This window comes from Thiomicrorhabdus indica (assembly GCF_004293625.1).
Lineage (GTDB): Bacteria > Pseudomonadota > Gammaproteobacteria > Thiomicrospirales > Thiomicrospiraceae > Thiomicrorhabdus > Thiomicrorhabdus indica.
Window position 1 is genome coordinate 1,474,524 of sequence record NZ_CP033040.1, and the last position, 18,883, is coordinate 1,493,406.

At 39.2% G+C, this 18,883-nt stretch carries 17 protein-coding genes and 6 tRNA genes; 10 read left to right on the forward strand and 13 right to left on the reverse strand.

The window, feature by feature from the left end; genetic code table 11:
* Positions 1–225 precede the first annotated feature (225 nt).
* Positions 226–3,051, forward strand: coding sequence for a diguanylate cyclase (locus D9T12_RS06255; protein ID WP_165395050.1), 2,826 nt, complete (start codon positions 226–228; stop codon positions 3,049–3,051).
* A 106-nt stretch (positions 3,052–3,157) separates the two neighbouring features.
* On the forward strand, positions 3,158–5,344 hold the full coding sequence (locus D9T12_RS06260) for a RelA/SpoT family protein (protein WP_130537371.1): 2,187 nt from the start codon (positions 3,158–3,160) through the stop codon (positions 5,342–5,344).
* A 126-nt stretch (positions 5,345–5,470) separates the two neighbouring features.
* Here the strand turns inward: D9T12_RS06260 and D9T12_RS06265 are convergent.
* From D9T12_RS06265 to gltX, 7 genes are all read right to left on the reverse strand, one after another.
* Positions 5,471–5,546 (reverse strand) — tRNA-Glu (locus D9T12_RS06265).
* A gap of 224 nt (positions 5,547–5,770) precedes the next feature.
* Positions 5,771–5,846: transfer RNA gene (locus D9T12_RS06270), tRNA-Gly, on the reverse strand.
* A gap of 3 nt (positions 5,847–5,849) precedes the next feature.
* Positions 5,850–5,925 (reverse strand) — tRNA-Glu (locus D9T12_RS06275).
* 215 nt (positions 5,926–6,140) lie between these two features.
* Positions 6,141–6,216, reverse strand: a tRNA-Gly gene (locus tag D9T12_RS06280).
* Between the two features lie 3 nt (positions 6,217–6,219).
* Positions 6,220–6,295: transfer RNA gene (locus tag D9T12_RS06285), tRNA-Glu, on the reverse strand.
* Positions 6,296–6,314: 19 nt separating this feature from the next.
* Positions 6,315–6,390: transfer RNA gene (locus D9T12_RS06290), tRNA-Ala, on the reverse strand.
* A 172-nt stretch (positions 6,391–6,562) separates the two neighbouring features.
* On the reverse strand, positions 6,563–7,975 hold the full coding sequence (gene gltX / locus D9T12_RS06295; protein WP_130537372.1) for a glutamate--tRNA ligase: 1,413 nt from the start codon (positions 7,973–7,975) through the stop codon (positions 6,563–6,565).
* A gap of 199 nt (positions 7,976–8,174) precedes the next feature.
* Between gltX and D9T12_RS06300 the strand changes: the two genes are divergently transcribed.
* From D9T12_RS06300 to D9T12_RS06315, 4 genes are all read left to right on the forward strand, one after another.
* Positions 8,175–9,155, forward strand: a complete 981-nt coding sequence (locus D9T12_RS06300; RefSeq protein WP_130537373.1) for an SLAC1 anion channel family protein — start codon at positions 8,175–8,177, stop codon at positions 9,153–9,155.
* Between the two features lie 131 nt (positions 9,156–9,286).
* Positions 9,287–11,194: a M61 family metallopeptidase gene (locus tag D9T12_RS06305; RefSeq protein WP_130537374.1), complete on the forward strand. Its 1,908-nt coding sequence runs from the start codon at positions 9,287–9,289 to the stop codon at positions 11,192–11,194.
* 6 nt (positions 11,195–11,200) lie between these two features.
* Positions 11,201–11,434 carry a SlyX family protein gene (locus D9T12_RS06310; protein WP_130537375.1) on the forward strand — a complete coding sequence of 78 codons (234 nt, stop codon included), beginning with the start codon at positions 11,201–11,203 and terminating at the stop codon, positions 11,432–11,434.
* Positions 11,435–11,634: 200 nt separating this feature from the next.
* Positions 11,635–12,237: a hypothetical protein gene (locus tag D9T12_RS06315; RefSeq protein WP_130537376.1), complete on the forward strand. Its 603-nt coding sequence runs from the start codon at positions 11,635–11,637 to the stop codon at positions 12,235–12,237.
* A gap of 98 nt (positions 12,238–12,335) precedes the next feature.
* On the opposite strand, the gene rluB is transcribed toward D9T12_RS06315, so the two are convergent.
* The 5 genes from rluB to D9T12_RS06340 form a co-directional block, all read right to left on the reverse strand.
* A complete protein-coding gene (gene rluB / locus D9T12_RS06320; protein WP_130537377.1) occupies positions 12,336–13,277 on the reverse strand; it encodes a 23S rRNA pseudouridine(2605) synthase RluB in 942 nt (313 codons plus the stop codon).
* Positions 13,278–13,327: 50 nt separating this feature from the next.
* Positions 13,328–13,984, reverse strand: a complete 657-nt coding sequence (locus D9T12_RS06325; protein ID WP_130537378.1) for a site-2 protease family protein — start codon at positions 13,982–13,984, stop codon at positions 13,328–13,330.
* Positions 13,981–14,604, reverse strand: coding sequence for an L-threonylcarbamoyladenylate synthase (locus tag D9T12_RS06330; protein ID WP_130537379.1), 624 nt, complete (start codon positions 14,602–14,604; stop codon positions 13,981–13,983). The genes D9T12_RS06325 and D9T12_RS06330 overlap by 4 nt, the downstream gene beginning before the upstream one ends.
* Positions 14,605–14,700: 96 nt before the next feature.
* Complete coding sequence (locus tag D9T12_RS06335) at positions 14,701–14,961, reverse strand: hypothetical protein (RefSeq protein ID WP_130537380.1); 261 nt, start codon at positions 14,959–14,961, stop codon at positions 14,701–14,703.
* Positions 14,962–14,973: 12 nt separating this feature from the next.
* Positions 14,974–15,849, reverse strand: coding sequence for a PHP domain-containing protein (locus tag D9T12_RS06340; protein WP_130537381.1), 876 nt, complete (start codon positions 15,847–15,849; stop codon positions 14,974–14,976).
* Positions 15,850–16,067: 218 nt separating this feature from the next.
* Here D9T12_RS06340 and D9T12_RS06345 point away from each other — a divergent pair, with 218 nt between their 5' ends.
* The 4 genes from D9T12_RS06345 to D9T12_RS06360 all read left to right on the forward strand — a co-directional run bounded on the left by D9T12_RS06345 (position 16,068) and on the right by D9T12_RS06360 (position 18,232).
* Complete coding sequence (locus D9T12_RS06345; protein WP_130537382.1) at positions 16,068–16,742, forward strand: septation protein A; 675 nt, start codon at positions 16,068–16,070, stop codon at positions 16,740–16,742.
* Positions 16,743–16,770: 28 nt separating this feature from the next.
* Positions 16,771–17,076: a YciI family protein gene (locus tag D9T12_RS06350; protein WP_130537383.1), complete on the forward strand. Its 306-nt coding sequence runs from the start codon at positions 16,771–16,773 to the stop codon at positions 17,074–17,076.
* A 140-nt stretch (positions 17,077–17,216) separates the two neighbouring features.
* The gene (gene lexA / locus D9T12_RS06355; RefSeq protein ID WP_130537384.1) at positions 17,217–17,681 is read left to right on the forward strand and encodes a transcriptional repressor LexA; all 465 of its coding nucleotides are present in this window, start codon (positions 17,217–17,219) and stop codon (positions 17,679–17,681) included.
* The gene (locus D9T12_RS06360) at positions 17,681–18,232 is read left to right on the forward strand and encodes an asparaginase domain-containing protein (protein ID WP_130537385.1); all 552 of its coding nucleotides are present in this window, start codon (positions 17,681–17,683) and stop codon (positions 18,230–18,232) included. The genes lexA and D9T12_RS06360 overlap by 1 nt, the downstream gene beginning before the upstream one ends.
* A gap of 66 nt (positions 18,233–18,298) precedes the next feature.
* Here D9T12_RS06360 and yjgA read toward each other — a convergent pair whose 3' ends face one another.
* Positions 18,299–18,844 carry a ribosome biogenesis factor YjgA gene (yjgA, locus tag D9T12_RS06365; protein ID WP_130537386.1) on the reverse strand — a complete coding sequence of 182 codons (546 nt, stop codon included), beginning with the start codon at positions 18,842–18,844 and terminating at the stop codon, positions 18,299–18,301.
* Positions 18,845–18,883: the final 39 nt, after the last annotated feature.

Here is an 18,883-nt window from a genome sequence, read left to right on the forward strand (position 1 = left end):
CGAATCTAAACACCTTGTCTAAAATTTACAATGCAAATTGAGGCAAATAAATTCTAATATTAAAAGCGCAAAAAACATTTTAATCAAAAGAACTTTGATTGAGTAAACTTGATATTTATTACGTTATTCAGCATAAAATGGTAAGCTGAAATAATCAGGTATTTCTAGTTAACCCTTTTGAGAGTGAGTGTAATGCCTAGGTTGAAATGTCATAAAAAGTGTTTTTTGGGATCAAAAACGGATTTTTTTCAGTTTTTTGCATTTGCTGGAATAGCTACTTCTGCTTTGTTTCGTCCCCTATCTAATCCTCTCTCTCGAAACCTGTTTATCGCCTACATCTCTCTATTTCTATTGATATTTCTTGTACTTAACCCTCTCATAGTTTTTTCGAGTGTCAATATAGAACCGCCAAATAGTGCAACAGAGTCATCCAACGAAAAATCAGTTTTTCCCAGTCATTCACTTAAATCAAAGCAATTTAAAAACGATTTAAAACCTATTAAAGTAATGGTGAATTGGAATCATCAATTTCAATTTGCAGGGTTTTATGCGGCTATTGCAAAAGGATTCTATAAGCAAAAAGGTTTAGATGTTGAGGTGCTCGACTGGCGACCTGGTTATAAAGGTTTTCAGCATCTTTCATCTGGTGACATTGATTTTAGCGTAGCACAGAATGATAGCTTACTTGAATTGGCCAAGGGGGCGCCCTTTAAGTTAGTAATGGCTAACTTTCAATATTCTCCTTTAGTATTGTTATCACATAAACCTATAAGCAACTTATCTGAGCTTTCTGGAGCCAAAGTTATGCATAACGGGAGCTTACAGATTCGAACATTACTACAAAAAGCCTACTTAAAAACGGGAATTTTTTCTGATGTAGAACCTTCTTCAGGAAGTCTACAAGATTTCATTGAAAAAAAAGTCGACTTTTATGGTGCTTTTAACACAAACGAACCCTTTATTCTTCAGCGTAAAAAAATTCCCTATTCAGTGATTGATCCGAAAATTTATGGGGTACAAAGCTATGATGGTTTGGTAATAACTCGATCTGAATTAGTCGTTGAGCAACCACAACTTGTTTCGAATTTTAGAGATGCGACCATTCAAGGGTGGTCTTATGCCTTAGATCAACCAGAGGAAATTGTCGATTACATCATTGAACATTACAAAACCCATAAAACTAAAGAAGACATGCTAAATGAAGCGAGAGCGATTGCTCAGTATGTTCAACCATCGCCAGGAATGATTGGTCAAATTGACGTCAATAAACTAGAAACCATTTTATCGGATGCCAGAAAATATCTACAGTCGGATTACCAGCCTCTGTCAGAACAGGTTTTAAAAAATTTCATTTTTAGCAGCGAGACTGACTTTTTATCCATCAAAGAAAAAGCTTTTCTAAAAAATAATCCAGTGATTTATTTAGGGAACGCCAGTGACTGGCACCCTTTTGATTACATAGAAGATGGGAACTATAAAGGGCTTGCAGCTGACTACCTAAAGTTAATGGCATCAAAACTGGGTATTGAGTTTAAGCCCAGAAATAACCTTTGGTCTGAAGTTACCAATTTGATCCAACAAGACCAACCTATTGTTTTCCCTGCAATAGTAAAATCGACATTTAGAAGTCAACATCTCTATTTTACCGATCCTTATGTCCACCTCCCTTTTGTTTTAGCAAGTTATCATAAGGACGGATTTATTAAAAATTTTGGACGTCTAATGGGGCACACAGTATCCGTCATTAACAAATCATGGGCCCATGATTACTTCCGAGAGAACTATCCAAATATACAATTACTTTTAGTGGATACGGCAAAACAAGGATTACAAAGCGTTTTGGAACGCAAAAGTTTGGTGTATGCAGGTAATTTAGGTGCGATTAATTATGCTTTAAAACATGAAGGTCTCACCGATTTCAATATTGTTGGACGTGCAGAACAAAGCTATCAACTTTCAATGGCCGTGAGTAAAGAATATCCTGAACTTTTCTCGATTATTCAAAAAGCACTAAGTCAGATCACACCTCTGGAAAGAGAGCACCTTTATGAAAAATGGTTTCCTATTACCATGGTCAACAAATTTGACTCTCAGCAATTCTGGCAAGTAATTGCTCTCCTACTATCGGTTATCATCGGTATTTCTTTGTTTCTAGCCGTTGTGTTAAAAAGACAAAGTTATATCAACTCGATTTATGAACTTTCACTAGCGACAACCATTGACCTTAAAACATTGAAAATTTCGAGTGTGAGTGATTCTTTTTGTGAATTAAGTGGTTATAGTCGCAAGGAATTAATTAATAAAAATTATTTGGAGTTAAGTAAAAATAAAATTCCACAAGAACAGATTCAGCAGGTTAAAGAACTGCTAGCATCAGGTAAAACATGGAAAGGAGATTTTCCTGCGATTCGTAAAGATGGAGAAGAATACTGGGTCGCTTTAACCATGACACCACATAAAAACTTTTTTAATCAAGTAAATAAAGTCGTCATTACGCGATACGACATCACTGATCGAAAACGCGTTGAACAAGTTTCTATTACCGATGAACTGACAGGATTATTAAACCGTCGAAAATTCAATGAAACCCTTCCTATTGAGATCAATAGAGCACATCGAGAAAAAACCAATCTTGCTTTGATTATGCTAGATATCGATTTTTTCAAAAGTGTTAATGATGAATATGGGCATGATATTGGTGATGAAGTGTTAATTGAAATTGCAACATCACTTAATAGTTATTTCCATCGTGCCACAGATATGATTTTTAGAATTGGTGGTGAAGAATTTATGGTCATTACCCACTTTGACAACCTTCGATCTTTAGAAGTCCATATCAATAACCTTTTAATTTATGTCCGATCATTGGGGATTGAGAATCGTCAAGCCCCCCTCAAAGTGGTTACCCTTTCTGCTGGAGCTATTTTGTGTTATCCAGAACATAAGATGAGCGCAAAAGAATTAATGAAAAAAGCCGATCAACTTCTCTACAAATCAAAGAATGCTGGTCGAAATACTTTCCATTATTCAGTGATAAAACATAATGACTAATTTTATAAACTGAAAACTTGCTAGAATGATTTAAAATTCTACACGTACCTAACATACCTACGTAAAATAATAAAAATGATTAATGTCACTTTGACTAAAGAAGCCTATGTCAAGTTCATCACAAAATCAGTCTCAAAGTATTTCTGAAAGCGTAAAACAAGTTTTCTCTAAAACATTTCCAGAACGCTGCCTTACATCTGAAGACAGTTATCACCTACAAGCCTGTGTAAATGCTTGTGAAATGGCTCTTGAAGCACAATCACTTCCACAAAAAGGTATTGTTAGAAGTGTTGATGTCGCTGAAATACTTGCTCAATTAAAACTGGATGACGACACCATGATTGCAGCGCTCGTTAGTGATGCGAATCTTGATCCTGTCTACCCTCTTGAACTCATTCGAGAACGATTCGGAAAAACCGTTGCAAATTTAGTGGAAGGAATTCGTAAACTCAATCAGTTCCGTGAATTCCAGATTGCTGAAAATGATCAAATTCAACATGAACGCTTACGCCAAATGTTGCTGGCAATGACATCTGATATCCGAATCATGGTATTGAAACTTGGATACCGTGTTGCGCGTCTCCGAAATCTAAAATACGAAGATGAGCTTATTCAACGCGAAGTTGCCTATGAAACCCAACTGATCTTTGCTCCGCTTGCCAACCGTTTAGGGATCGCTCAGTTAAAGTGGGAGCTTGAGGATCTTTCATTCCGTTTTCTCAACCCTATTGAATACAAATCTATTGCAAAAGGCTTGCAATCAAAGCGTGCCGAGCGTGAAACCTATATTGAAAAAATGCTAGCAGATTTGGATACATTGCTTGCAACCGAAAACATTCATGCAAAGATTACCGGCCGGCCAAAACATATTTATAGTATTTGGAAAAAAATGACTAAGAAAAATGTGCCGATTGAAGAGTTGTATGATCTTCGTGCAGTGCGCATTTATGTTGATTCCATCCGTTTGTGTTATGAAGTTTTGGGGCTAATTCACAGTAAATGGAATTATATCAAGCAAGAATTTGATGATTATATCGCCACGCCTAAAGACAATGGCTATCAATCCATTCACACAGTAATTATTGGGCCGGAAGGACATACGGTTGAAATTCAAATTCGTACCTTTGACATGCATCACAATGCTGAATATGGTGTTGCAGCACATTGGCGCTACAAAGAAGGTGAAAACGGTGTTGATAAAAACCTAGAACGTTCGATTGCCAACGTTCGGCAAATGCTGGAAAACGCGGACAATCCGGATATTTTTCAAGAGATTAGTACTGAGCTACAAAGTCAGCACATTTATGTTATGACGCCAAATAATGAAATCATTACTTTACAGCAAGGCTCTACACCTCTTGACTTCGCTTATAACATCCATACTGAACTCGGACATCGTTGCCGTGGCGCTAAAATCAATGGCAGAATACGTCCCCTCAACACTCCCTTAGAAACAGGTGACAAAGTTGAAGTATTGACCATCAACCAAGGTCAACCTAGTCGTAATTGGTTAAATCCTAACCTTGGTTATTTAAAAAGCAATAGTGCCCGTCAAAAGGTCCGTACTTGGTTCAACAAACAAAATCGCTATGAAAACATTCAGGCTGGTGAATCTTTATTTCATAAAGAAATCAAACGATTGCATGCCGAGAATCTAAAGATTGATGACATTGTTGAACGTTTTCACCATACAGAACAAGAAAGCTTTTTTGAAGATCTGGGTAAAGGACGTATTAACGAGCGGCAACTTGCACATGCAATTCAAGCAGTACTTCATCCTAAAAAGAAAACAGTTCATGTTCATCAGCCAGCAGTTATTGCGACAGATGAAAATGCCCATGCCTATGTTATTGGTTCAACTAATATCCATACCTCGTTAGCCCCCTGTTGTGATCCAGCAGTTGGAGACTCCATTGTTGGTTATGTCACGCGTGGTCGCGGTGTAACAGTTCATAAATCAGATTGTAATAACATCCTAAATCTTAATGATGAGGAACGTCGTCGTTTAATTGATGTTACTTGGGATCGACAAATTGCTGAAAATCGTTGCTATGAAGCAGAGTTACATGTATTGGCGTTTGACCGTAAAGGCTTATTGAGAGATGTAATGGCAACATTATCTGAAATGAATATCAACTTGATTGAATCTGAAACTCAAACAGATAAAGAAGAAAGAACTGTGACAATGAAACTAACCTTAGAAGTTGAAACAGCCCTTTCGTTAGGACATCTTTTGGATAAAATTGAAATGATTCAAAATATTGAATCAGTATCGATTAAAACGCTTCCATAACAACAGCTAAATTTTCCTACCGGCCGGTTAAGTAGAAATAATCGGCTAGTCGTCCTCCATCTTTTTTTGGATCACTGAAAATAAAAAAGCCCGATAAGAAAGTTATTCTCATCGGGCTTTTGAATATGGCGTCCCGTAGGGGAGTCGAACCCCTGTTACAGCCGTGAAAGGGCCGTGTCCTAGGCCTCTAGACGAACGGGACTTTTTTAATCTTTCTGATATTATTTCCCCCCCCAATCTTTTTGTCGGTTTTTACTCGAGTACCCTTTTGTATACTCGAAAAAACCTCCTCAATCTTGGAAAAAATTCCTATCAGAAATCTTTAAAAAAGCATCTCAAAACAAACAAGTTTATTGAGACTACTTGTAAGACTTATTTCTAAGTCAAATTAGAAGATGTGAAATAATCTTTTCTTCTAATAAAATTTGGAGCGGGAAACGAGGTTCGAACTCGCGACCTCAACCTTGGCAAGGTTGCGCTCTACCAGCTGAGCTATTCCCGCAAATGGCGTCCCGTAGGGGAGTCGAACCCCTGTTACAGCCGTGAAAGGGCCGTGTCCTAGGCCTCTAGACGAACGGGACTTTTTTGATTTTTTAACTGTTATTTTTCTTATTTTCTTTGTCAGCCTGCTACCACCTACTCACTTGCAGGTACTTTCATGCTTTCTCGAAATAAAAAAGTCTCTAGCTAAAAATTCTAAAAAAGCTCTCAAATATGAGATCAATTTTTAAATGCTTATATTTCAATAAGCGCCCTACTGAAACTCTATTGGACTGAGTATCAATCTGACTAAATTTGGAGCGGGAAACGAGGTTCGAACTCGCGACCTCAACCTTGGCAAGGTTGCGCTCTACCAGCTGAGCTATTCCCGCAAATGGCGTCCCGTAGGGGAGTCGAACCCCTGTTACAGCCGTGAAAGGGCCGTGTCCTAGGCCTCTAGACGAACGGGACAAATTGTAATATCAGTAAATGGTGGAGCTAAGCGGGATCGAACCGCTGACCTCAACACTGCCAGTGTTGCGCTCTCCCAGCTGAGCTATAGCCCCGAACTGATGAGCGCGTATTATAATGACTTCTGTTTATCGGTCAAGCGCAAAACTTAAAAAAAATTAATTTAATTTTTGAGTTTTTTAAAACACCTAAATCAATCAATCTTAACTTATTGATTTTTCAAAATTGACTGGCATTTCGAATGAAATTTACTTAGTCCAAAGAACTTCAAGCGTTCTTCGCTCTCTCCTCAACAAAAGCAATCGCCATATCTAATCGAGTTAAACAACGCTCTTTTCCAATCAATTGAGCGGTTGCATCAATCGCAGGAGATTGACCACCTCCGGTGATGGCAACACGTAATGGCATACCAACTTTACCCATCCCTACTTCAAGCTCATCTGCAGTGCCTTGGATACAAGCATGTATAGGTTCAGCAGTCCAATCGTCCAATGCGGTTAATTTCGTTCTGAGTAATTGTAAAGCCTCCAAAGCAGCTGGTCGTAAATGCTTTTTCGCTGCGCCGGCTTCAAACTCTTCAAAATCGTTATAGAAATAAACTGCCCCATCAGCCATTTCAATTAAGGTTTTGGCTCGCTCACGTAAAAGATTAGCAACCTCCGAGAGTTTTGGACCTTGATCAAGGTCACATCCTTTGTCAGCCATAAATGGCGCAAGATGGGTTGCTAAATGATCAGCAGTTGCCACTTTGATATGTTGTTCGTTAATCCAAGTTAGCTTGACACTGTCGAATGTTGAAGGTGAACCATTAACATGCTCTAAATCGAACTTCTGAACCATTTCATCAATCGTAAAGACTTCTTGATCACCATGAGACCAACCCAAACGGACTAAATAGTTTAGTAAAGCCTCAGGCAGGAATCCTTGTTCTTTATATTGGAGGACACTGACAGCACCATGACGCTTCGACAAACGAGAGCCATCTTCACCCAATACCATTGGAATGTGCGCAAATTTAGGAAGCTCAGCGCCTAGCGCTTTGTAAAGGTTAATTTGTCGAGGCGTGTTATTTAAATGATCATCACCACGAATCACATGTGTGACACCCATATCCCAATCGTCAACCACCACAGTTAAATTGTAAGTTGGCGTACCATCTGAACGAGCAATAATCAAATCGTCTAACTCTCGGTTGTTGACGACAACCTTACCTTTCACCAAATCTTCGATTTCAACATCACCATCAATCGGATTTTTAAAGCGGATTACAGGATCGACACCGGCCGGTGGTTCTCCAGAAAAATCACGGTAACGCCCATCATAACGAGGTTTTTCACCGTTAGCTTTTTGCTTTTCTCGCATTTCATCCAATTCTTCAGGCGTTGCGTAGCAATAATAAGCCAACCCTTTATCAAACAACTGCTGAATGACCTCTTTGTATCGGTCAAAACGTTTAGTTTGGTAGAACGGACCTTCATTGTAGTCAAGACCTAACCAAGTCATGCCTTCCAAAATGGCATTGACTGACTCAACACTCGAACGTTCAAGATCTGTATCCTCAATACGAAGAATAAAATCACCGCCATGGCGTTTTGCATAAAGCCATGAATATAAAGCAGTTCTAACACCACCGATATGAAGGTAACCCGTCGGGCTTGGGGCAAATCGAGTACGAATCACAAAAGACTCCAAAGTTTTAGGAATAACAAGTAAATAAATAAGCGGCTAATTATAACGCAGTTCAACTTGTCTGTTCGTTTTCTCAACTGAAACAATACATAGAATTCATGGGCGTTGATGAATAACTTTTATAGTAAATTCATAAAAGTTTTCGCTAAGGTTTGCTATATTCAAATGCTATTTTTTGAGGAAAAATATAATGGCAGAACAATCAAATCAAAGGCTCGCACATTTCCCCATTAATTTATTCGGTGCTGTTATGGGGTTTAGTGGCTTAACACTTGGAACTAAAAAATTAGTGGAGTTGGGACACCTACCTTTCATACTATTCACCTCCCTAGCGTTATTGACAGTTATTATTTTCACTGTCATTACATTGACCTATTTACTCAAAGTCATCAAACACCCTGCTGAAGTCAAACACGATTTCCAACACCCTATTGCTGTGAATTTCTTTCCAGCATTTAGCATCAGCTTGATTTTGATAAGCTTATTTTTACAGAGTTTTTCAACCACAATCGCCAGCATAATGTGGCATTTGGGGGTTGTTTTACATTTCGTTTTAACGATTGTCATTTTAAATAGCTGGATGCATCATGAAAAATGGCAGATTACCCATATGAATCCTGCCTGGTTCATTCCAGTGGTTGGTAATATCTTAATTCCATTGGGTGCCGTACAGTTTGAAAACCTAGAATTAGGCTGGTTTTTCTTCAGCATCGGATTTATTTTCTGGCTATTGTTGTTCAGCATTGTAATGTACCGATTATTTTTCCACCCTCCTATGATGAAAATATTGGAGCCTACTCTTTTTATAATGATTGCGCCGCCCGCAGTTGGTTTTTTGGCTTACATGGCGCTTAACGGACACCAATTAGATGCTTTTGCCAAAGTGCTTTACTACTTCGCGCTGTTTTTAACCATTATGCTACTAAGCCGTCTTCCGCAGTTTATCAAAGTGCCCTTCGCATTATCATGGTGGGCTTACACTTTCCCATTAGCAGCAATGGCACTTGCAAGCTTTTCAATTTATGAACAAAGTCAGATAGGACTCCATTTAATCATTGGGATGGGTATTTTGATTGGGTTAGCACTTTTAGTTATACAGCTTTTCATTAAAACACTGGTAACCATTAAGAATAAACGATTGTGTAAGCCTCATCCTAAACCAAATCCTTAAATCGAAACTAAAACCTGTTTTTAGACAAACTGCATAGTCGATATTTTTAACGAACGCCGGTGTGACATCTGTTACCACCGGCGTTTTTATTGATAGAATGCAGGCAAGATTCATTCAATAAACGATCAACTATGTCTAATACCAATCACACCAGCCAATCCCCCGACACTCCAAACTCTTTTGACTTGCACTATCAAATAGAATGCTTTGACGCACATGCACATCTGTTTCGCGTCAAACTGGACATCCAACCAACTACTGGAGAAAAACAGACACTTTCTCTGCCGGCTTGGATTCCAGGCAGTTATTTGATTCGAGATTTTGCAAAGCATATTGTAGAAATAAACGCACGGGATTCGTCTGGCAACTTGATTGAGCTTATTCCAAATGGTTTATCTGCATGGGATTTTCAGTCCCAATTACCTATTAGTGTTGAATATATTGTCTATGCATGGGATTTATCAGTCCGTAAAGCGCACTTTGACCAAACTCATGCATTTTTCAACGGCACCTCGGTATTCCTAGCCTTGGAAGAACAGAGAGACACTCCAGTAAAAGTAACGATGATTACCAATGACTTTACCCATGATGCTCAATGGAAAGTGGCAACCGGCATGCCAGCTCTAAAGGTCAACGAGCAAGGGTTTGGAGACTACTGGGCATCCAATTATCGCGACTTAGTGGAATATCCATTTGAGCTGGGTAATTATCATGAAATACAATTTACAGCCTGCGGTATCCCTCACAAAATGGTATTTACCGGCCGGTTAAATGCCAATACAGATTTCGAAAGAATTCGCAGCGATGTTCAAAAAATATGTGAAACGGAAATCGAATTTTTTGGATTGGATGCACCTCAAAACCCTCCAATGTCAGAGTATTTATTTCAAGTGATGCTAACCACATCGGATTATGGTGGCTTAGAACATAGAAATTCTACAGCTTTAATCTGCGCCCGAGATGATTTGGCCTATATTGGTATGGAAAGTAACACCGATGGCTATATTCAATTTTTAGAGTTATGTTCCCATGAATATTTCCACACATGGAATGTGAAAAGAATTCAACCCAAAGCTTATCAAGATTCCAAACTTGACCGGCCGGTAATCTCCGAACAACTTTGGTGGTTTGAAGGTGTTACCTCTTATTATGACGCGCTATTTCTATTGAAAAGCCAGATAATTAGTGAGGTGGACTACTTGAATTTGCTTGGAAAACAGTTAACCCGGATTTATATGATGCCTGGGCGCCACAAGCAATCGGTAGCCGAGTCGAGTCATTACACTTGGAGTAAGTTCTATCAACAGGATGAAGACGCCCCTAACAGTATTATCAGTTATTACACCAAAGGCAGTCTCATTGCACTAGCACTTGACTTAACACTTCGTCAACAAACAGAAAACCGCTGTAGTTTAGACACTGTCGTGCGATATCTCTGGAATGAATTTGGTTCTAAAAACAATGGAGTAGGAATCGGATTAGAAGAAAAACAAATCGAAGAGATTTGTTCTAGTCTTTGTATTGAAAATGGCGGCCAATGCTTAAAAAGCTTCTTTGATCAAGTTCTGTATGGTAAAGACGATTTTGATTTGAAATCTTTATTCAAACCCTTTGGCTATGATTTCATTTTACGTCCAGCGAAAAACCCGAGTGATACAGGTGGAAATATTGAGGCAGGTGTATTGCAAAAACTGGTTGAGTCCACACCCAGCTCCATTGGAGCAAGACTCCAAGACTTACCGGCCGGTGGAATTGAGATCACTCATGTCTGGAATCAACAAGCTGCCTATTTATCTGGCCTGACAAAAGGCGATCAAATTATTGCCATTAACGGAATTAAAGTTCGTAATAAATCGTCATTTGAGCAACTTCTTGCAAGGCATCAGGAAGGACAAACCTGGGAATGCCATTATTTTCGTCGCGATGAGTTATACCAAACACAATTGACTCCACGCAAAGCACCACTTGATAGAGTAACCATTCAGCAAACAGAGTCTGATTCACGCCCTTCAAATAATTTGAAGTGGTTAAAGGAGTAAATAATTATGGAAGCAGATAAATTCGTTGAACAACTTCACAGTAAACTCCAAGAAATGGAAATTCAGCAAACCTATCAAGATGATGCTATTGAAACCATGGAACGCACGATTGCCGCTCAGCATCAGGAAATCCAGCTGTTAAATAAAAAATTAAGCTTATTGGCTGATTATATTAAAAGTCTTCCTAAAGACAGCAATATCAAAACGGTTGAAGAAGAAATTCCACCGCCCCACTATTAAGGCGGTTTTAACATTGTTCATTCAGCTTTATTTGCTTAAAAAACCTAAAATCGAAATAAAGTTGAATTAAGAAAAAACGGGAAAGCATGTTATTGCTCATCTCGTAAACCTATATCAAGGAGTTCTTATTCCCTTTATGTTCATGTAATATGAAAACAGATTTGACTTAAACCCAACGATAGGGTGCATTAAAGACAACCATGAAAAAATATATCTATCTTTTAATTTTAGTAGGACTATGGTTTCACTTTTACCATGTCGGTAAAATGAATCCAATTGGCGCTGGTGTCACCTCTGTTGGCGAACCCTATCAAGGTGAAAGCACAATGCAGCGAATTGACATTGATAGTTTTGAGATTATTCCAAGAAAAAGCTTTGACGTCGAAGCTAGAATCTTAGATGCTGAACGTTATTATTTTGATCGCAAAGCTTGGCTATCGCCGATGGATATTATTGTTGGCTGGAATAGTCTTTCAGATGAAAGCGTTTATCAATTAATCGATTTCAGTTTAAGTGACCGAACATACAGTTGGAAAAATAACTCTCCTACTGTTGATAATGACGAAATAAAACGTTCAACGGCAAATATCAGTATTATCCCAGCAGATAACACTATCGCTGATCAATTGGATATGCTTAAAATCGGCCAAGTAGTGAACCTTCAAGGCCATCTAGTAGACGTGGAACGTACCATGCACTGGAAATGGAAAACCTCCCTAAGCAGAGAGGATTCTGGGGCAAAAGCTGGAGAGATTCTGTTTCTGCAATCGCTAGAAATTGTCGAACCAACACTCAGTAATTAATCATCCATAAAGTGCTCAACTTATTGAACTAGAGGTAACAAGCCATTCTCAATCGAGAGTTTCTAGGATAGATCTCTATAAACTCTAAGGCTATGTAATCATTTATTTCGATTGCTTCTGTCCGCACTACCAATGCGTGTCTTTCTTTGTGGTTTGTTACGCCCGAACTTTCCTGCAAGTGTTCGATCAGATTTACTGGCATTACGTTTACTTAAACCCGTTTTATCAAAGCGTTTAGTTGGACGTTTATCTGGCTGGGATTCTTCCGGCAAATCAACGGAACGCAGTAATTGATTGACCTGCTTCCAAGTAAGCTCTTCAGTTTTGCCTGTACGTAAATTACGCGGCATACTCAATTCACCATAACGAATACGATGCAAGCGACTAACCTGAACCCCTTGCGATTCCCAAATCCGACGAACTTCACGTTTGCGCCCTTCTTTAATAATCACCTTAAACCAACGGTTCATCACGCCATCTTCAGTGGGTAATGGAATAATTCGATTAAACTTTGCCGGCCCATCTTCAAGTTGAACCCCTTTCTTCATAGCTTGCAGCATTTCGTCGGTCACTTCCCCAAATACACGCACCGTGTATTCTCGCTCCATTTCATAAGATGGATGCATCATACGGTTCGCCAAATCACCATTATTGGTTAAGACCAACAAACCACTGGTATTTAAATCCAAACGTCCAATACTGATCCAACGCCCTTGAAAAATTTTGGGTAACTGGGAATAAATGGTATCTCGGCCTTGTTCATCTTTGCGACTACACACAAGCCCTTCCGGTTTGTTGTACAAAATAACGCGGGTCGGTTGTTTCTGAACTCGACTGTCTTTTAATAATTGATCTTTATATTTAATTTTGTCCGCTTCAGTGACACGAACACCTAACTGAGCGATCTTTCCATTAACCTTAATCTGTCCATGTGCAATCAGTTCTTCACAGGCACGTCTTGAACCTAGACCTGCTCTTGATAGCACCTTTTGAAGTTTTTCACCGGCCGGTGAGGAATTTGAAGAGGAGTTCGATTGCATAATGGAGCACTCTAATTAGTTAAATGAAAATAAAAGAAAAATCGGAAATTCTAAATATGAAAAATACTGTAAATCCAGTGCTGGAAAAAACTAAATGGACCTAAAATAAAAGGGGTTAAAAAACCTAAGAACAACAAAGCAATTAGTACTATGAATCCATAGTTTTCGTAGCGAAGATAATAATACGCCCATTTTTTTGGCATTAACCAGCTTGCAACTCGACTTCCATCTAAAGGAGGAATAGGAAGCAGGTTCAGGACCATTAAAACTAAATTAATCGTTACACCAGCGACACCAGAATAAATAAGAAACTGTCCAATATCCGGCTGTGAAGTCTGTAAAACCAATCCTGTTTTCAGAATGGCTGCCCAAAACAACGCCATTAAAAAATTACTGGCCGGACCTGCAACTGCAACAATCGCCATACCCTGACGTGGTTTTTTAAAGTTATTTGGCGTGATAGGAACGGCTTTTGCCCAACCGAAAACAAAACCACCCAATGCCAAAAGTACTCCCGGAACAATAATTGTTCCAAGCGGATCAATATGTTTAATGGGATTTAATGTAATTCGGCCAAGCATTTTTGCAGTAGGGTCGCCTAATTTATTTGCAACCCACCCATGCGCAACCTCGTGCAAAGTAATCGCAAAAATAACCGGCAAAGCCCAAACCGCTAATTTCTGAATTAGGGTAAGCTCCTCCATCATTGCTCAAAAACTCCTTGACCTTGACGAATTAAAACAGGTTCATCATCGGAAAAATCAATAATGGTGGTTGGCTCAAAACCACAGTAACCACCATCTAAAATTGCATCCAATGCATGACCAATTGATTCCTGAACAGCCCAAGCATCCGTCAACGGAAAATCTTCTCCCGGTAAAATGCACGACGCAGTCAATAAAGGCTGATCAATTAAACTTAGTAATTCATTCGCAACTTTGTTAGGGGATACACGTAATCCGATATATTTCTTTTTTGGTGCTTGTAAACGTTTCGGAACTTCTCTACTCGCTGGCAGCAAAAACGTATATGCGCCTGGAAGATGATTCTTTAAAAAACGAAACTGAACATTACCAACTTTAGCATACTCGGAAAGTTTGCTTAAACTGTCACACATAATAGCCAGTGGATGCTGATCCGGTAATTGACGTATCGCCCGAATTCTTTCCGCCCCTTTTTTATTGTCAAATAAACATCCTAAAGCGTAGCCTGATTCTGTCGGATAGGCGATAACACCTTGGTTATTTAAAATTTCCACCACCTGATCCAATAATCGTTTTTGAGGATTTTCAGGGTGGACACCAATATATTGACAATTGTGGTTCAAAGTGACCTCGATTTAGCAAAAAATTAAAGGAATATTATAAACGCTATTACATTCAAAAGAGCTGTCAAAAAGATAAATCCTGAGATTTTATTGCGTTTAGTTTTCGGGGGGAATCAATGAATGTTTCATATAGTCAACGGCCTGTTGGCCGGCATCCTGCGTTTTTTCAAGAATTTTTGCATCTGGCATTAAAAATGCCGCAATTAACAGTATTGCCGCGACAATGAATAGTGCTTTCACAGCATTTAGAATAATTTTCAAAATAAAGAAAACGATAATAAACGCACTAATAACCATTAAAAGCGCAAAAACATCACCGGCAATTAAATTACTGTAAATTTGGTTTATAAATTCCAAATGAAAACTCCATTAGCATGAGTTCGAATGGCTAATCATTTCTGAAATGGACGGATGGAACAGCTCCCATACCGGCCGGCATTCCTTTGGCAAGGGAGCTAACCAACCAAGTCCACGCCAACGGTGTTCAGGCCGGTGAAAATCTGAACCAAGAGAAGCATACAACCCATGACGATGCGCTCTTTGCGCCATCCCAATGGAGTCAGCATTTGACCTAGACTGATTAACCACTTCAATTGCCTGGCCGCCGGCTCCCTTGAAGTCTTCAATGAGCAGGTTTAACTTGTTGGAACTAAGCTTGTAATTTTTTGGATGAGCAATTACAGCAATGCCTCCGGCTGCGGTAATCCATCTAACAACCTCTTCAAGTTCTGGCCATTCAGGTTTGACATAACCAATTCTGCCACGCTTTAAAAAGCGGTCAAATGCTTGTTGCGCCTTGTTCACTAAACCTAACTCAATCATTGCTTGTGCAAAATGCCCACGACCAATAATACCTTCACCCACTAATTCTAAGACTTTCTCTGGCAGTGCTTGTAGATGAGCATTAGGTTTTGAACTTAATTTTTGAAACATCTTCTCTGCCCGAGCTTTTCTGAGCTCACGAATTTGTTTCAGTCCATTTTGAAGTTGTGAATTGGCAACATCAAAATCTAATGCAACGATATGAATGGTAAGGCCTTGCCACAGACAAGAGATTTCAACACCGGAAATCAATTCAATTCCGTTTGCCTTCGCATACCCCAAAACTTTCTCATAACCTGCCGTCGTATCATGATCGGTAATCGCCAGACATTTCACTTCATGTTCCAAAGCGAGATCAATGATTTGCTCAGGAGATAAACTCCCATCGGAAGCATTCGTATGACAATGAAAATCAACTTTCATAAAGTTTTGGCTCGCAAGTTACAAGAAAACGGAATAAACATTTAAAAAATGTAAATCTAGTTGACACCAATCGTCTCCCAAATTTACTCATTTCGAATTTTGAACACATTCTAGCAGTAGTTTCTGACATAGTTTGCTTTTCAACAGACACAAAGGCCGCTAGAATCTCGTCTGACTTTAAAAATAAAATCTCCTCAGCGAGTGAATGCGAGCTATCTATGAAACTTCTTTTTGACCTTTTTCCCGTCATACTCTTTTTCATTGCTTACAAGATGTATGGCATTTATACCGCTACTGCGGTGATTATCGTTGCAACGATTCTGCAAGTCGGCTACATGTATGCGGTTCACAAACGCATTGAGAAGATCCATATTATTACGCTGGTTTTAGTAGTGCTACTGGGGGGCTTAACACTTATTCTCCAAGATGAAGCCTTCATCAAATGGAAACCAACCATTGTTAACTGGGGGTTTGCCATCGTTTTCTTGGGTAGCCATTACATTGGTAGTAAACCTATTGTTCAACGTATGATGGATCAGGCAATCAGTTTACCAAGTCAAATTTGGATTCGCGTCAGCTATCTCTGGATTGGCTTTTTTGTGGTGTCTGGCATTGCTAACCTTTATGTCGCCTATCAATACGACACGGACACTTGGGTCAACTTTAAATTGTTTGGCCTTATGGGAATGACCTTTGTATTTATTATTTTGCAAGGAATCTATATCAGCCGATATATGAATGAGTCAGACTCTGAAGCTGAAGAGCAAGCACGCTTGGATGGTCAAGATGTTCCTCATCAGGAGTTAGATGACGTAGAAAAAATTCACGATTCAAATACTACATCTGTTAACGAGGAAAAAAAACCGACCAAAAACGATAAATTTGAAGCGTAATTCATAAACCAGATAAAAGAGATAAATCATGCTTTACTCAATTTTTGCCTATGATGTTAAAAACAGCCTACCGCTTCGTATGAAAGCGCGTGAAGCTCATATTGCTCGCCTAAAAGGCTTGGAATCCGAAAATCGTCTAATCATCGCAGGCCCAAATCCTGCGATTGATAGTAATGAACCTGGTGATGCAGGTTTTACTGGTAGCTTGATTGTGGCTGAATTTGCTTCGCTTGAGGAAGCTCAAGCTTGGGCTTCTGCTGATCCATACATTGAAGCCGGTGTTTATCAGAAGGTCGATGTTAAACCCTTTAAAAAAGTGCTTCCAAGTACTTAAAGAGAACAAATAAAACACGCTAAACCTTTGACATAAAACACTTTCACGGTTAAATTAAATCTTGTTACAAAAATCATCTCACGGCAATAGACAGAACAATCGAGATGATTGATATAAAAAGATTTAAATGAGGAAGTTAAATGACCAACTCGAACGTCAGTTATCTCATTCCTAAAAGCCGTCTACATATCTCGGCGGCTGATCCCATTGAAGTACTTGACGAGGAACTTATCAATATTCCTCTGCTTGGCTGGACGGCTGCGGGGCAACCCATTGAGCTGCATAGTGATTATGATTCGGTTCAAGTGCCTGCCAATATGGTCAAAAAAGAAACCTTTGCTCTAAGAGTCAAAGGAAATTCAATGATTAATGAAAACATTGAAGATGGCGATATTGTCATTATTGAACGGAAAGCGTCTGCCGAAAATGGCGAATCGGTTGTGGTTCGAGTCAACGACAACCAAGTCACTATGAAACGCCTTTATATTGAAAAAGGCCAAATTCGTTTACAGCCCGCAAATGATGAAATGGAACCAATTATTATTACCGATGAACAGATCGAAATTATTGGTATCGTCAAAGGCGTTCTAAAAGTCCCAAAATAATGTCTAAACTTCTAGCTACACTTCAAACCCCAAGCCCTCTTTCAACATCCAAAACATTGGTACTCGTCACGGGCGGAACACTTGATAAAGACTACATTGAAACCTCAGGAGAATTGAGCTTTATTTCAACCCACTTACCTGAAATGCTCAAACAAGCAAACTTAACTTTAGACTTAGAAATACAAACGCTCATGTTGAAAGATAGCTTGGAAATGGATGAAGCGGATCGCAACCGAATTTCTAAAGCTGTGCTGCAAGCACCGTATTCCCAGATTCTAGTGACACACGGAACGGATACCATGGCGCAATCTGCGCAAACGATTATTGAACACTTAAAAGTGGAAAAACAGCCGCTAAAGAAAACCATTGTTTTCACAGGAGCGATGCGCCCTTTCAAACTTGGAAAATCGGACGCGTTATTTAACTTAGGCTCCGCATTAACGGCTGTGCAATTGCTACCGGCCGGTTGTTTTATTGCCATGAATGGGCGTATCCATTCAGCAGACAAGGTATACAAAAACCTTGAGAAGGGAATTTTTGAATCGATTTAAGAAATCAAATTCCTCACATCTGCTTAAAAATTAGTAGGCAACATTATTGATTTTGGGCAGGTTACGCTACCACTCCAAAGCCTTGAGATATTGAAAAATCTCACGTGCCGATTTTGGCGGTTTATTTTGTGACTGTTCTTTTTTCGCGTTTCGAATCCATTGACGCATTTGTTGGCGGTCAATTTGCGGATAAAGGTTCAACAGCTCACTTAAAGCGGCATCTCCCTCGTCTACCAAACGGTCACGCCATTTTTCCAATTGATGAAAATAGGCGTTTTGTTGCTTTTTCTTTGCTTCAACTTCAGCAAGTTTGGCTTTAATTTCAATAATTAAGGGTTCATTTTGACGAAGCAGTTTACCGACAAACATGCGTTGACGTTTGAGTGCTGGTCCTTTATCCATTGACTTTAACATCAACACCGCATCGACAAATTCTTGTGGTAATTGGAGTTTATGAATTTCAGTTTCAGTCATGTCGGCAATTTGCATACCTAAATCCGTTACAGCTTGTGCGGCTTTTTTAATATCGGTTCGACTCTCAAATTCTTCTTGCTCCCAATTAGGAATATCTTTTTCTTCCGTCACCCTACCAACATTACGTGGTCTAACCATCACTCTCTCCTAATGGGTTTATACTTTTTTATTACGATA